Annotated in this window: 12 protein-coding genes; 11 read left to right on the forward strand and 1 reads right to left on the reverse strand. The window is 70.4% G+C overall.

The window, feature by feature from the left end; translation table 11 throughout:
* Positions 1–29: 29 nt before the first annotated feature.
* The 9 genes from ACFWWU_RS08990 to ACFWWU_RS09030 are packed head-to-tail and all read left to right on the forward strand — an operon-like array spanning position 30 to position 10,458.
* On the forward strand, positions 30–971 hold the full coding sequence (locus ACFWWU_RS08990) for a hypothetical protein (protein WP_384141139.1): 942 nt from the start codon (positions 30–32) through the stop codon (positions 969–971).
* Position 972: 1 nt separating this feature from the next.
* A complete protein-coding gene (acpS, locus tag ACFWWU_RS08995; RefSeq protein ID WP_384141142.1) occupies positions 973–1,479 on the forward strand; it encodes a holo-ACP synthase in 507 nt (168 codons plus the stop codon).
* A gap of 12 nt (positions 1,480–1,491) precedes the next feature.
* Complete coding sequence (locus ACFWWU_RS09000) at positions 1,492–1,755, forward strand: acyl carrier protein (RefSeq protein ID WP_317597878.1); 264 nt, start codon at positions 1,492–1,494, stop codon at positions 1,753–1,755.
* The gene (metK, locus tag ACFWWU_RS09005; RefSeq protein WP_384141146.1) at positions 1,752–2,960 is read left to right on the forward strand and encodes a methionine adenosyltransferase; all 1,209 of its coding nucleotides are present in this window, start codon (positions 1,752–1,754) and stop codon (positions 2,958–2,960) included. The genes ACFWWU_RS09000 and metK overlap by 4 nt, the downstream gene beginning before the upstream one ends.
* Before the next feature lie 3 nt (positions 2,961–2,963).
* Complete coding sequence (locus tag ACFWWU_RS09010; protein WP_384141149.1) at positions 2,964–3,947, forward strand: carbohydrate kinase family protein; 984 nt, start codon at positions 2,964–2,966, stop codon at positions 3,945–3,947.
* Positions 3,944–7,426 carry a methionine synthase gene (metH, locus tag ACFWWU_RS09015; protein ID WP_384141152.1) on the forward strand — a complete coding sequence of 1,161 codons (3,483 nt, stop codon included), beginning with the start codon at positions 3,944–3,946 and terminating at the stop codon, positions 7,424–7,426. The genes ACFWWU_RS09010 and metH overlap by 4 nt, the downstream gene beginning before the upstream one ends.
* On the forward strand, positions 7,423–8,355 hold the full coding sequence (gene metF / locus ACFWWU_RS09020; protein WP_384141155.1) for a methylenetetrahydrofolate reductase [NAD(P)H]: 933 nt from the start codon (positions 7,423–7,425) through the stop codon (positions 8,353–8,355). The genes metH and metF overlap by 4 nt, the downstream gene beginning before the upstream one ends.
* On the forward strand, positions 8,348–9,787 hold the full coding sequence (gene ahcY / locus ACFWWU_RS09025) for an adenosylhomocysteinase (RefSeq protein WP_384141158.1): 1,440 nt from the start codon (positions 8,348–8,350) through the stop codon (positions 9,785–9,787). Before metF ends, ahcY begins: the two co-directional genes overlap by 8 nt.
* Positions 9,787–10,458, forward strand: a complete 672-nt coding sequence (locus ACFWWU_RS09030) for a maleylpyruvate isomerase family mycothiol-dependent enzyme (RefSeq protein ID WP_384141161.1) — start codon at positions 9,787–9,789, stop codon at positions 10,456–10,458. Before ahcY ends, ACFWWU_RS09030 begins: the two co-directional genes overlap by 1 nt.
* Positions 10,459–10,527: 69 nt before the next feature.
* On the opposite strand, the gene ACFWWU_RS09035 is transcribed toward ACFWWU_RS09030, so the two are convergent.
* Positions 10,528–11,571: a hypothetical protein gene (locus ACFWWU_RS09035; protein ID WP_384141164.1), complete on the reverse strand. Its 1,044-nt coding sequence runs from the start codon at positions 11,569–11,571 to the stop codon at positions 10,528–10,530.
* 292 nt (positions 11,572–11,863) lie between these two features.
* Here ACFWWU_RS09035 and ACFWWU_RS09040 point away from each other — a divergent pair, with 292 nt between their 5' ends.
* A complete protein-coding gene (locus ACFWWU_RS09040) occupies positions 11,864–12,292 on the forward strand; it encodes a hypothetical protein (RefSeq protein WP_384141167.1) in 429 nt (142 codons plus the stop codon).
* A gap of 327 nt (positions 12,293–12,619) precedes the next feature.
* A complete protein-coding gene (locus ACFWWU_RS09045; protein ID WP_384141169.1) occupies positions 12,620–13,495 on the forward strand; it encodes an FG-GAP repeat domain-containing protein in 876 nt (291 codons plus the stop codon).
* Positions 13,496–13,525 lie beyond the last annotated feature (30 nt).

The following is a 13,525-nucleotide window of genomic DNA, read 5'->3' on the forward strand; positions in this document are numbered from 1 at the left end:
AGACCTCCCACCCGAGAGGTGAAGAGATCATGACCGTGACGACCCCCGCGCATGCCGGGGCCCCCGGGAAAGCCGGGGAAAGCCGACGAGAACCGCAGAGCGACCGGCCGGGCACCACCCGCGGCCTGCCCTCGCTCGGCCCCGAGGGGACCCGCCTCCTGCGGCTCCTCGACGACACCTTCGAAAGCTGGGGAGTGGCCGCGGGCGCCCGCCCGATGACCATGCCCCCGCTCCTGCCGGCCGCCGACCTGGCGAAGCTGGACTACTACGACAACTTCCCGCACCAGGCCGTCGTCGCCGCCCCGCTCGACCTGGAGCGCCGCGCGACCACGCCCTTCTCCGCGGACACCGGCTGCTTCCCGAGCGACGCCCTCGAACCGGCCGCGCTCGGACTGCCCTCGGCGTCCTGCTACGCCGTCTACCTCGACCACCAGGGCACCCAGGTCGCCGACGACACCCTCGTCACGATCTGCTCCTGGTGCTTCCGCAAGGAGACCCACTACGAGGGCATGCGGCGCCAACTCGGCTTCCGCATGCGGGAGATCGTCGCCATCGGCGCGCGCGAGCACGCCGAGGCGCACCTCGCCGACTTCACCGACCGCATCCAGGCCTTCGCGACGGCGCTCGACCTGCCGCTGCGCAAGGAGGCCGCCTGCGACCCGTTCTTCGACAAGGGCGGCTCCAAGGCGCTCCTCCAGCGGCTCACCCCGGTGAAGTACGAGTTCCTGTACGAGGACCTGGCGATCGCCTCGGTGAACACCCACCGGAACTTCTTCGGCGACCGCTGCGACATCACCCTGGAGTCGACCGGCGGACCGGCCTTCACCAGCTGCGTCGCCTTCGGCCTGGAGCGATGGCTGTCCGCACTGACCCGGCGCCACGGCAGCTGGGAGTCCGCCACCCGGGCGGTGCTCGACGCGAACGCCCGCATGCGGGCCGGTGCGAGTGGCACGGCCGGGCCGGTGATCTGACGTGCCGGCCCGTCCCGCCGCCCCGCCGGCGGGCGGCCTGGGGTGGGCGAACCTCGGCATGGACATCGTGTCCGTCAACCGTGTCCGCAGGCTCCTCGCCCAGTACGGCGAGACGTTCTTCGAGCGGATGCTCACCCCCGGCGAGCTCGCCGACTGCCGTACGTCCTCCGGGCTCGACGTCCTGAGCCTGTGCGGGCGGATCGCGGCCAAGGAAGCGGCTTTCAAGACCTTACGGGTCAGGGGCAGGTTCCTGCCCTGGCCGGACATCGTCGTACGGCGCTCCGAGGGCGGCTGGCCGCTCGTGGAGCTGCACCGGGCCGCCGCCGAGATGGCCGCCGAGTCCGGGATCACCGAGATCACCGTGTCCATCAGCCACGACGTGGACTACGCGGTCGCGGTGGCCGCCCCGATCATCGCCCCGGCCCCGGCCCCGGCCCCGGCCCCCGCACCCATCCCTGCACCCACCCCCTACGCATCCAGTCCAGCAGCAGTAGCTGGCAGCAGCTAAAGGAGATCAGCCATGGCCGACGGCCTGCAGACGGTGAAGAACTGGATCCTCGACCGTCACCCCGAGCGCGACGACATCGCCTCCGACCTCGACCTGATCGAGAACCGGCTCATCGACTCGCTGTCCTTCGTCGAGTTCGTCTTCCTCCTGGAGCAGGAGAGCGGCACCTCCATCCAGATGGAGACCCTGGAGGTCGAGTCGATCCGCACCCTCGGCGCGATCGAGCAGCACTTCTTCAACGCCCCGGCGCAGGCTCCGGTGGAGGTCCAGGCATGAGCCGCCGCCTCTTCACCTCGGAGTCCGTCACCGAGGGACACCCCGACAAGATCGCCGACCGGATCAGCGACACGATCCTCGACGCGCTCCTCACCGAGGACCCGTCCTCGCGCGTCGCCGTCGAGACCCTGATCACCACGGGTCTCGTGCACATCGCCGGCGAGGTCACCACCACGGCGTACGCGCCGATAGCGAAGCTGGTGCGCGAGGCGATCCTCGACATCGGCTACGACTCCTCCGCGAAGGGCTTCGACGGCGCCTCCTGCGGCGTGTCGGTGTCCATCGGCGCCCAGTCGCCGGACATCGCGCAGGGCGTCGACACGGCCTACGAGTCCCGGGTCGAGGGCGCGGGCGACGAGCTCGACGCCCAGGGCGCCGGCGACCAGGGCCTGATGTTCGGCTACGCCTGCGACGACACCGCCGAGCTGATGCCGCTGCCGATCGCGCTGGCCCACCGCCTGTCGCGCCGACTGACCGAGGTCCGCAAGAACGGCACTGTGCCGTACCTGCGGCCCGACGGCAAGACGCAGGTCACCATCGAGTACGACGGGGACCGCCCGGTCCGCCTCGACACGGTCGTCGTCTCCTCGCAGCACGCCGCCGACATCTCCGTCGAGGGCCTGCTCACCCCGGACGTCCGCGAGTACGTCGTCGAGCACGTCCTCAAGGAGCTCGTCGAGGAGGGCGTCAGCCTGGAGTCCGACGGCTACCGGCTCCTGGTCAACCCGACCGGGCGCTTCGAGGTCGGCGGCCCGATGGGCGACGCCGGCCTCACCGGCCGGAAGATCATCATCGACACGTACGGCGGGATGGCCCGGCACGGCGGCGGCGCCTTCTCGGGCAAGGACCCGTCGAAGGTCGACCGTTCCGCCGCGTACGCGATGCGCTGGGTCGCGAAGAACGTCGTCGCGGCCGGTCTCGCCCGCCGCTGCGAGGTGCAGGTCGCGTACGCGATCGGCAAGGCGGAGCCCGTCGGCCTCTTCGTGGAGACCTTCGGCACCGGCACCCTCCCGGACGAGCGGATCCAGGAGGCCGTCAGCGAGGTCTTCGACCTCCGCCCGGCGGCGATCATCCGCGACCTGGACCTCAAGCGGCCGATCTACGCGGAGACGGCGGCCTACGGCCACTTCGGCCGCGAGCTCCCGGAGTTCACGTGGGAGCGCAGGGACCGTGTGCAGGCCTTGAAGACGGCAGCGGGGGCTTAGGTCATGCGCATCGCTGTCACGGGATCCATCGCGACCGACCATCTGATGACCTTCCCCGGCTGGTTCAGCGAGCAGCTGCTCGCCGACCGGCTCGACCGGGTCTCCCTGTCGTTCCTCGCCGACAACCTGGAGGTCAGGCGTGGCGGAGTGGCAGCGAACATCGCCTTCGGACTCGGTGTGCTCGGGCTGCGGCCCGCCCTCGTGGGCGCGGTCGGGGCCGACTTCGAGCCGTACCGGGTCTGGCTGAAGGACCATGGTGTGGACACCGACTCGGTGCGCGTCAGCGAGTCGCTCCACACCGCCCGCTTCGTCTGTACCACCGACCGGGCCCAGAACCAGATCGCCACCTTCTACGCGGGGGCGATGGCCGAGGCGCGCGAGATCGACCTGAGGGACGTCGCCCTGCGCACCGGCCGGCTGGAACTGGTCCTGGTCTCCCCGGACGACCCCGAGGCCATGCTCCGGCACACCCGCACCTGCCGTGACCTGGGGATTCCCTTCGCCGCCGATCCGTCGCAGCAGTTGGCGCGGCTCGACGGGGAGCAGGTGCGGGAGCTGGTGGACGGGGCGCGGTTCCTCTTCACCAACGAGTACGAGACGGCCCTGCTCCTGGAGAAGTCCGGCTGGAGGGAGGCCGAGGTCCTCGCCAGGGTCGGCACCTGGGTCACCACGCACGGCGAGGCGGGCGTCCGCATCCGAGGCGCGGACCGAGCCCCGCTCGCCGTCCCGGCGGTGGAGGTCGCCGGGGTCGTCGACCCGACCGGCGTGGGGGACGCCTTCCGGGCGGGCTTCCTCGCCGGGACGCTGTGGGGCGTGCCCGAGCGGTGCGCGGCGCAGCTGGGCTGCGCGGTCGCGGCGACCGTCCTCGACTACGTGGGGACGCAGGAGTACCGGCTGCACCGGGACTCCCTCCTGGACCGGATCAGGACGACGTACGGGGTGGGCTGCACGGCCACCCTCGTCACCCATCTGAGGGGACTCACATGAGTACGGGAAGGCGGTCCCTCCGGGAGGAGTTCGCCACGCGGGTCGTGGTGGCCGACGGGGCGATGGGCACGATGCTCCAGGCCGCCGACCCGACGATGGACGACTTCCGGAACCTCGAAGGCTGCAACGAGATCCTCAACCTCACGCGCCCCGACATCGTCGCCTCGGTCCACGACGCCTACTTCTCGGTCGGTGTGGACTGCGTCGAGACCAACACCTTCGGGGCGAACCTCGCCGCGCTCGCCGAGTACGGCATCGAGAACCAGGTGTACGAGCTGTCGGAGGCCGGCGCCCGGATCGCCCGTACCGCCGCCGACGCGCACACGGCCGCCGACGGCTGCCCCCGCTGGGTCCTGGGCTCCATGGGACCCGGGACGAAGCTGCCGACCCTCGGCCACGTCACGTACGAGCCGCTGCGCGACGCCTTCCAGCAGAACGCGGAGGGCCTGATCCGGGGCGGCGCGGACGCCCTCCTCATCGAGACCTCGCAGGACCTGCTCCAGACGAAGGCGGCCGTCATCGGCGCCCGCCGGGCCCTGGACTGGGTCGGCGTGGACCTGCCGGTGATCGTGCAGGTCACGGTGGAGACGACGGGCACGATGCTGCTCGGCTCGGAGATCGGCGCGGCGCTCACCGCGCTCGAACCGCTCGGCATCGACATGATCGGCCTCAACTGCGCCACGGGCCCGGCAGAGATGACGGAACACCTCCGTCATCTCTCCCGCCACGCCCGCATCCCGATCTCCGTCATGCCCAACGCGGGCCTGCCGGTCCTCACCTCCGACGGCGCCCACTACCCGCTGTCCCCGGCCGAACTGGCCGACGCCCAGGAGGCGTTCGTACGGGACTACGGCCCCGCGCTCGTCGGCGGCTGCTGCGGCACGACGCCGGAGCACCTGCGGGAGATCGTGGAGCGGGTGCGCGGCGCGGCCGTCCCCGACCGTCATCCGACGCCGGAGCCGGGCGCGTCCTCCCTCTACAGCCACGTGCCGTTCCGGCAGGACACCGCCTACCTGGCGATCGGCGAGCGGACGAACGCCAACGGGTCGAAGAAGTTCCGCGACGCCATGCTCGACGGCCGCTGGGACGACTGCGTCGAGATGGCGCGGGAGCAGATCCGCGAGGGCGCGCACCTGCTCGACCTGTGCGTGGACTACGTCGGCCGTGACGGCACGGCGGACATGGCGGAGCTGGCGGGCCGTTTCGCCACCGCCTCCACCCTCCCGATCGTCCTCGACTCGACCGAGATCGGGGTCCTGCGGGCCGGCCTGGAGAAGCTCGGCGGCCGGGCCGTCGTCAACTCGGTGAACTACGAGGACGGCGACGGCCCCGAATCGCGGTTCGCGCAGGTCACGGCCCTCGCGAGGGAGCACGGCGCGGCGCTGATGGCGCTGACGATCGACGAGGAGGGCCAGGCCCGGAGCGTCGAGCACAAGGTCGCCGTCGCCGAGCGGCTCATCGACGACCTCACGGGCAACTGGGGCATCCGGGAGTCGGACATCCTCATCGACACCCTCACCTTCACGATCTGCACGGGCCAGGAGGAGTCCCGCCGGGACGGCGTCCACACGATCGAGGCGATCCGCGAACTGAAGCGCCGCCACCCGGACGTCCAGACGACCCTCGGCCTCTCCAACATCTCCTTCGGCCTCAACCCGGCCGCGCGGATCGTCCTCAACTCGGTCTTCCTCGACGAGTGCGTGCGGGCCGGCCTGGACTCCGCGATCGTCCACGCGTCGAAGATCCTGCCGATCGCCCGCCTGGAGAAGGAACAGGTCGAGGTCGCGCTCGACCTGATCCACGACCGGCGCTCCGAGGGCTACGACCCGCTGCAGCGCTTCCTGGAGATGTTCGAGGGCGCGACGGCGAAGTCCCTCAAGGCGGGCAAGGCGGAGGAGCTCCTCGCGCTGCCGCTCGACGAGCGGCTGAAGCGCCGGATCATCGACGGCGAGAAGAACGGCCTGGAGGCGGACCTGGACGAGGCCCTGGCCGGCCGGCCCGCCCTGGAGATCGTCAACGACGTCCTCCTCGACGGCATGAAGACCGTCGGCGAGCTCTTCGGCTCCGGCCGGATGCAGCTGCCGTTCGTGCTCCAGTCCGCCGAGGTCATGAAGACGGCCGTGGCGCACCTGGAACCGCACATGGAGAAGACCGACGCGGACGGCAAGGGCACGATCGTCCTCGCGACGGTCCGTGGGGACGTCCACGACATCGGCAAGAACCTCGTCGACATCATCCTCTCCAACAACGGCTACAACGTCGTCAACATCGGCATCAAGCAGCCGGTCTCCGCGATCCTGGAAGCCGCGGAACAGCACCGGGCCGACGTCATCGGCATGTCGGGGCTGCTGGTGAAGTCCACCGTGATCATGAAGGAGAACCTCCAGGAGCTGAACGGCCGCGGCCTCGCCGCCAAGTTCCCCGTGATCCTCGGCGGCGCCGCCCTCACCAGGGCGTACGTCGAACAGGACCTCCACGAGCTGTACGAGGGCGAGGTGCGGTACGCCCGCGACGCCTTCGAGGGCCTGCGCCTCATGGACGCGCTCATGGGCGTGAAGAGGGGCGTCCCCGGAGCCGTACTGCCGCCGCTGAAGCCGCGGCGCGTACCCAAGCGCACGGCGACACCGGGTGGTCCCGTCGCCCTGGAGGTACGGGAGCCGGAACCGGTCGGCCGCTCCGACGTCGCCGCCGACAACCCCGTACCCGAACCCCCCTTCCTCGGGACCAGGGTCGTCAAGGGCATCCCGCTCGCCGCGTACGCCCCCTGGCTCGACGAGACCGCCCTCTTCAAGGGCCAGTGGGGCCTGAAGGACGCCGACACGATCGAGACGGAGGGCCGGCCGCGGCTACGGGCACTGCTCGACCGAGTCGAGCGCGACGGCCTCGTCGAAGCAGCCGTCGTCTACGGCTGGTTCCCCTGTGTGTCCAAGGGCGACGACCTGATCGTCCTGGACGAGGACGGAGGCGAGCGGACCCGCTTCTCCTTCCCCCGCCAGCAGCGGGGCCGCCGCCTCTGCCTGGCCGACTTCCACCGCGCCGAGGACTCCGGCGAGGTCGACGCGGTCGCCCTCCAGGTCGTCACCGTCGGCTCTCGGATCGGCGAGGAGACAGCGAGGCTCTTCGCCGCCGACGCCTACCGCGACTACCTCGAACTCCACGGCCTCTCCGTCCAGTTGGCGGAGGCGCTCGCCGAGTACTGGCACGCGCGGGTGCGGACGGAGTGGGGCATCGCCGCTACGGACCCTTCCGGGATCGACGGCATGCTCCGCACCGAGTACCAGGGCTGCCGCTACTCCCTCGGCTACCCGGCCTGCCCCGACCTGGAGGACCGGGCGAAGATCGCCGCCCTCCTGCGCCCCGAACGGATCGGGGTCGAGCTGTCGGAGGAGTACCAGCTGCACCCCGAGCAGTCGACGGACGCGATCGTCGTCCACCACCCGGAGGCGAGCTACTTCAACGCGGGAGGCCGACGCCAGTGAACTCCACGTACGCGAACCCCACGTACGCGAACCCCACCTACGCGAACCCCACGTACTCCTTCGAGTTCTTCCCACCGAAGAGCGAGCGCGGAGAACAGAGCCTCTGGGAGGCGATCCGCCGAGTGGAGGCGCTGTCCCCGGACTTCGTCTCCGTGACGTACGGCGCGGGCGGCTCGTCCCGCGACCGGACCATCGACGTCACGAAGCGGATCGTGACGGAGACGACGCTGCGGCCGGTGGCCCATCTGACGGCCGTAGGGCACTCGGTCGCCGAGCTCCGCGCCATCATCGGCGCGTACGCGGACGCCGGCGTCCGGGACGTGCTCGTCCTGCGCGGCGACCCTCCCCTTGAGCTTCGCCAGGGAGGTGCCCCCAGCGATCCGCGCGGCGCCTGGACCCCGCACCCGCAGGGCTTCACGTACGCGTACGAACTGGTTGAACTGGTCCGCTCGTTGGGCGACTTCAGAATCGGAGTCGCGGCCTTCCCCGAGGGTCATCCGAGATCCCTGAATCCGTCCGCCGACCTGGCGCACTTCGTCGCCAAGTGCCGGGCGGGCGCCGACTACGCCATCACGCAGATGTTCTTCGACCCGGAGGACTACCTGCGGCTGCGGGACCGGGTCGCCGCCGCCGGCTGCGACACCCCGATCATCCCGGAGATCATGCCGGCCACCGACGTCCGCCAGATCCGGCGCTTCGCCGAGCTGAGCGACGCCGCCTTCCCGGAGGACCTGGCGCACCGCCTGGAGGCGGCGAAGGACGACCCGGCCGCCGCGTACCGCATCGGCGTCGAGCACGCGACCGGGATGGGCCTGCGGCTGCTCGACGAGGGCGCGCCGGGCCTGCACTACATCACGCTGAACAAGTCGACGGCGGCGCTGGAAATCCACCGAACCATCATGAGCGCAAGGAGCGTTGTCCATGTCTGAGTTCTCTGACTACAAGGTCGCCGACATAGGTCTCGCGGACTTCGGCCGCAAGGAGATCACGCTGGCCGAGCACGAGATGCCGGGCCTGATGTCGATCCGCCGGGAGTACACGGCGACCCAGCCGCTCGCCGGAGCCCGTATCACCGGCTCCCTGCACATGACCGTGCAGACGGCGGTCCTCATCGAGACGCTCGTCGCGCTCGGTGCCGAGGTCCGCTGGGTCTCCTGCAACATCTACTCGACGCAGGACCACGCGGCCGCCGCGATCGCCGCCGCGGGCATCCCGGTCTTCGCCTGGAAGGGCGAGACCCTGGAGGAGTACTGGTGGTGTACGGAACAGGCGCTGACCTGGCCGAACGCCGACGGCCCGGCTGCGTCTGACGGTCGGTCCTCGTCCCTCGGCCCGAACATGATCCTGGACGACGGCGGTGACGCGACCGTCCTCGTCCACAAGGGTGTGGAGTACCAGAAGGCAGGTGAGGTCCCGGACCCGTCGACCGCCGAGAACGACGAGCACCGGGTGATCCTGGAGCTGCTGCGGTCCACCACCCTGGACTGGGCCACGATCGCCGCCGGCATCCGGGGCGTGACGGAGGAGACCACGACGGGCGTCCACCGCCTGTACGAGATGCACCGCGAGGGCGCCCTGCTCTTCCCGGCGATCAACGTGAACGACGCCGTGACGAAGTCGAAGTTCGACAACAAGTACGGCTGCCGCCACTCCCTCATCGACGGCATCAACCGCGCCACCGACGTCCTGATCGGCGGCAAGACGGCGGTGGTCTGCGGCTACGGAGACGTGGGCAAGGGCAGCGCCGAATCCCTCCGAGGCCAAGGCGCGCGTGTGATCATCACGGAGATCGACCCGATCTGCGCGCTCCAGGCGGCGATGGACGGCTACCAGGTGGCGACGCTGGAGGACGTCGTCGAGACGGCCGACATCTTCATCACCACCACGGGCAACAAGGACATCATCATGGCGTCCGACATCGCGCGCATGAAGCACCAGGCGATCGTCGGGAACATCGGCCACTTCGACAACGAGATCGACATGGCGGGCCTGGCGGCGATCCCCGGGATCGTGAAGGACGAGGTCAAGCCGCAGGTCCACACGTGGACGTTCGAAGACGGCAAGGTGGTCATCGTCCTGTCGGAGGGCCGCCTGCTGAACCTCGGCAACGCCACGGGCCACCCCTCCTTCGTGATGTCGAACTCCTTCGCGGACCAGACGTTGGCGCAGATCGAGCTGTACACGAAGCCGGAGGAATACCCGGTGGACGTCTACACCCTGCCGAAGCACCTGGACGAGAAGGTCGCGAGGCTCCACCTCGACGCCCTGGGCGTCAGGCTGACCACCCTCCGCCCCGAGCAGGCCTCCTACATCGGGGTCCCGGTGGAGGGCCCGTACAAGCCGGACCACTACCGCTACTGATGTGTACGAACGACGAAGCGCGTGACCCCTGGCTCCCCGACCGCCTCCTCCGGACGGAACGGGACGCCCTGATGCCGCTGCTGCGCCGGACGCCCGAGGAGGCGTACGAGCTCCGCACGGCCTGCCCTGGCTGGACGGCGAGGCAGGTCCTGGCCCATTGCGGGGCGGCCCTGGTCAGGATCGTGGAGAACCGCCTGGAGGAGGGCGTGTTCCTGCCGGAGGCGAACGCCTGTGACGTGGCCGAGCGCGAGGACTGGCCGCTGGCCCGGATCCTCGACGAACTGGAACGCGGCCTGACGGAAGCGGGCCCGGTCATCGCCGAGCGCGAAGACGGCCGGCTCGACGCGGTCGCGCTGGGCGAGTGGGTCCACGCGGGAGACGTACGGGAGGCCTTCGGCGAACCGGGCGCCTACTGCGGCGCCAGCCTGGACCTGGCCCTCCCCCTCCTCTCGGTAACAAGCCGCAAACGGGAGACCCCCCGCCTGGTAGGCGTCCTGGCGGACCGCGAAGACCGCCCGGTGGCCCTGGGCAACGAGGTCGAGGGCCGCGATCCGGCCCGCTTCATCGGCGACGCGGCGACCTTGATCCGCATCTACGCGGGCCGCCCCCTGGTCCGCACCCGCTACGAACTGACAGGCGCCACAGAACACGAACTACTCATCTACCGCTGACCCCAACGGGCCCGGGACGCCCGGCCCTCCGGCCGCCGCGCCCGCGTGGGCCCGACCTGAAGGAAGTCGTCAAGAGGATCCGCTACCGACTGGGGCAGTAGCCCACGAGGCGCACTCCGGGCACAGGGTCTGGCCCTCGACGACGGGCCGGAACAGCATGGGCTGGGTGTGTCTGCCCGCGCACTCCTGCGCGCCTTCGAGCCGTGGGGAGAGGCGGGGCGGTCCGGCCGGCGGGGTCACGCGCAGGGGCGGTACGTGGCGCAGTAGGTATCTCACCAGGCCGCCGGGCCGGTGTACGGGCGTCCCGGCGCCGGGCAGGCCGCGCAGGACGTGTTCGTGGACGTCGGTGGAGGTGTGCCCGGCGGCGAGCCAGCGGGCGGTGAGCCGTGTGAGCTCGTCGCGCATGCCGGGCGGGATGTGCCGCAGGGCGGGGGAGAGGAGGGGGAGGGCGCCGACGAGGGCGCGGGCTTCGTCGAGTGGCGAGTCGGGGTCGGGGCAGGGGTCGGGGTCGGGTTCGGATTCGGGGTCGGGTTCGGATTCGGGTTCGGGTTCGGGCTCGGGGTCGGGGTCGGGGTCGGACCGAGAGCCGACCTCCGGCTCCGGCTCCGGCTCGGGCTCCGGCTCGGGGGGAAGGATGGAGGTGTCTTCCCTAGGATCTTTCTCTGGATGACCGTCGGTCGACGGACTCACCGGATGACCGACGGCCGGAACCACGGCACTCGGCGCCATCTGCGGAAACACCCGCTCGGCTCCGGCGCGGAAGGGGATGCCGCCGAAGACCTTGGCGGCCTCCTCGGCGCGCAACGGGACGCTGGAGACGAGCTGTTGGGTGGCCCAGAGACCTCCCTCACCCTGCACGCGCCGCTCGTGCACGTACCCCTCGGCCTTGAGCTGCCGCTTGGCCTGGTTGAAGGAACACGCCCCGATCCGGGCGCGCTTGGCGGTCTCGGAGAGGGTCTGGCGGGCGCGCTCGGGGAGGGAGAGCTGCCAGGTCAGGAGGCGGGTCGCGTGGGAGTCGAGGCGCGGGTGCCGGATGATCTCGTGCGAGAACTGGCTGAAGGCGCGAGAGGGCGCGATAAAGTTGCGGTAGATCACGGTGGAGGTCTTTTCCACTAGTGGTTGAGGCCCTCGACGACGGTTGCACCCGTTGGCGAGGGCCGTTTTGTGTGAACGTACCGCACGGCATATGCCCGCAACGACACGCAGAGTAAAGACCGCCCGTACGAGTGAAGTGCGCTGCCGGTCCGCACGCTTGCTCGCTCCGGGCGGAGACTTGAACATGTTCAAACTCCGTGTCAGGGTACGGCGTGGGTTCCTGAGTCCACCGGTCGCGCACGCGGCCTGCGGAACCCGCTAGGGGTGGAGTGTGTCGCGTCGCTGCAGTACTGCGCTGATCTTGGCCGCCATGGCTCTCGCCCTGACGGCCTGCGGCAGGTTCACCGTCATGCCGCCGCCCGACGGCGAACCGGTCGTTCTGAAACCGGCCGAACTTGAGACCACGTGGACCGATGACGACGGCGGCACCATCACGCTGAAGCGGGACGGGACGTTCATCGCCGACAAAATCTGCGTCGCCGTCGCGTGGTACGACGGTTTGACCTGGTCCGGAACAGGCACCTGGAAGCAAAACGCCTACAAGGGGCAAAGCATCGTCGCTGTCACCTTCGACGACGCTCACCCCGTGGGCTCCGACACCGCTGACCCCACGGAGTTTGAGCGGAAGCCCGACCCTTACTCCGCCTTGAGGCAAGGCAAGGTCCTGATGCTCTGGACCGCCGTCGGCGATCCGGACAACGACTATCCGCACTGCGAGCTGACCACCCCGGCGAGCTGACCCGGCTGCCGCCCGGCACGTTCTGGGGGCGGGCCGGCTTCGTGGGCTTCTGGTGGGACCGCCCTCTTTCCGAGAGTCGCACCTTCCGCCACCGCGTCAAGGGCAAGTCGGCTCCGCCGATGGGCTGCGCCCACCCTTGACCCGGCGGCGGAAGCCGCGCAAAACGCGGTCCGGGGGCCGGGGTCACGCGGGTGACCGGCCCGGCCGGATCGTGCTGATGATCTGACGGTCGGGAAGAGAAAAAAGGTGCGCGATTTCGGGCAACCCTGGGGGGCTTTCGCCCGTCGGAAGGGTGACAACGAAATAGACGCAGGGGAGAACCCGATCATGTTCGAACGACGTAGGCCCGGGCTGAGGGCGGCGCTCGTCGCCACCGCCGTCGCGGCGGCGACGGCCACCGGGGCGGCCTCCGCCGTCGCCGCTCCGGCCGCCGACCCGGTGGTGGCGCCCGTCTTCCACCTGTACGGCGTCCACAAGCAGACCCACGAGCTGTGGGAGTGGTACCCCCGAGGACCGCTCCTCTTCACCGACGGGCCCGACATCTCCGGGCCCGACGCGGGCGATCAGTCGGACCTCGCCGACCTCATCACCGTCGACAACATCGGCGACGGCAGGCTCGGCGACGGCGAGTGGACCCTCTACAAGAACGGGCGGCTGGACTTCTCCGGCTGGGTCGACGGCCAGTTGCGCGGGCCGAAGAACGTCGGCCGGGGCTGGGACATCTACCGCACGGTCCTCTCGCCCGGCACCCTCGGCGGGGCCAAGGAGGCCGACCTGATCGGCCTCGACAGGGCCGGTGTGCTGTGGAGCTACCTGGGCTACCCGGACGGCCGCCTCACCACCCGTATGCGGGTCGGCGGCGGCTGGGGCCAGTACACCGAGCTGGCCGGCCAGGGCGATCTGACCGGTGACGGCAGGGCCGACATCACCGCCCGCGACAAGGCCGGCGTCCTCTGGCTCTACAAGGGCACGGGCGACTACAAGGCGCCGTTCGCGGGCCGTACGAAGATCGGCGGCGGGTGGAACGCCTACGACCGGCTGCTGTCCCTCGGCGACAGCGACGCCGACGGCAAGGTGGACCTGCTGGCCCGGAAGACGACGGGCGAGCTGCTCCGGTACTCGGGCACGGGTAACGCGGCGCGGCCGTTCACGGCGCCGGTGCAGATCGATGATAGCCACATGAAGGCGTACAACCTCCTCTAGATATACGGCACTTCGTCCGAGGCGGCCCCG

This window comes from Streptomyces sp. NPDC058650 (assembly GCF_042717315.1).
Classification (GTDB): Bacteria; Actinomycetota; Actinomycetes; order Streptomycetales; family Streptomycetaceae; genus Streptomyces.

Coding starts and splice junctions, on each gene's coding strand:
- ACFWWU_RS09040 (WP_384141167.1), top strand. CDS start 11,864: ATGGCTCTCGCCCTGACGGCCTGCGGCAGGTTCACCGTCATGCCGCCG.
- ACFWWU_RS09030 (WP_384141161.1), top strand. CDS start 9,787: ATGTGTACGAACGACGAAGCGCGTGACCCCTGGCTCCCCGACCGCCTC.
- ACFWWU_RS09045 (WP_384141169.1), top strand. CDS start 12,620: ATGTTCGAACGACGTAGGCCCGGGCTGAGGGCGGCGCTCGTCGCCACC.
- metK (WP_384141146.1), top strand. CDS start 1,752: ATGAGCCGCCGCCTCTTCACCTCGGAGTCCGTCACCGAGGGACACCCC.
- ACFWWU_RS09010 (WP_384141149.1), top strand. CDS start 2,964: ATGCGCATCGCTGTCACGGGATCCATCGCGACCGACCATCTGATGACC.
- ACFWWU_RS08990 (WP_384141139.1), top strand. CDS start 30: ATGACCGTGACGACCCCCGCGCATGCCGGGGCCCCCGGGAAAGCCGGG.
- ahcY (WP_384141158.1), top strand. CDS start 8,348: ATGTCTGAGTTCTCTGACTACAAGGTCGCCGACATAGGTCTCGCGGAC.
- metH (WP_384141152.1), top strand. CDS start 3,944: ATGAGTACGGGAAGGCGGTCCCTCCGGGAGGAGTTCGCCACGCGGGTC.
- ACFWWU_RS09000 (WP_317597878.1), top strand. CDS start 1,492: ATGGCCGACGGCCTGCAGACGGTGAAGAACTGGATCCTCGACCGTCAC.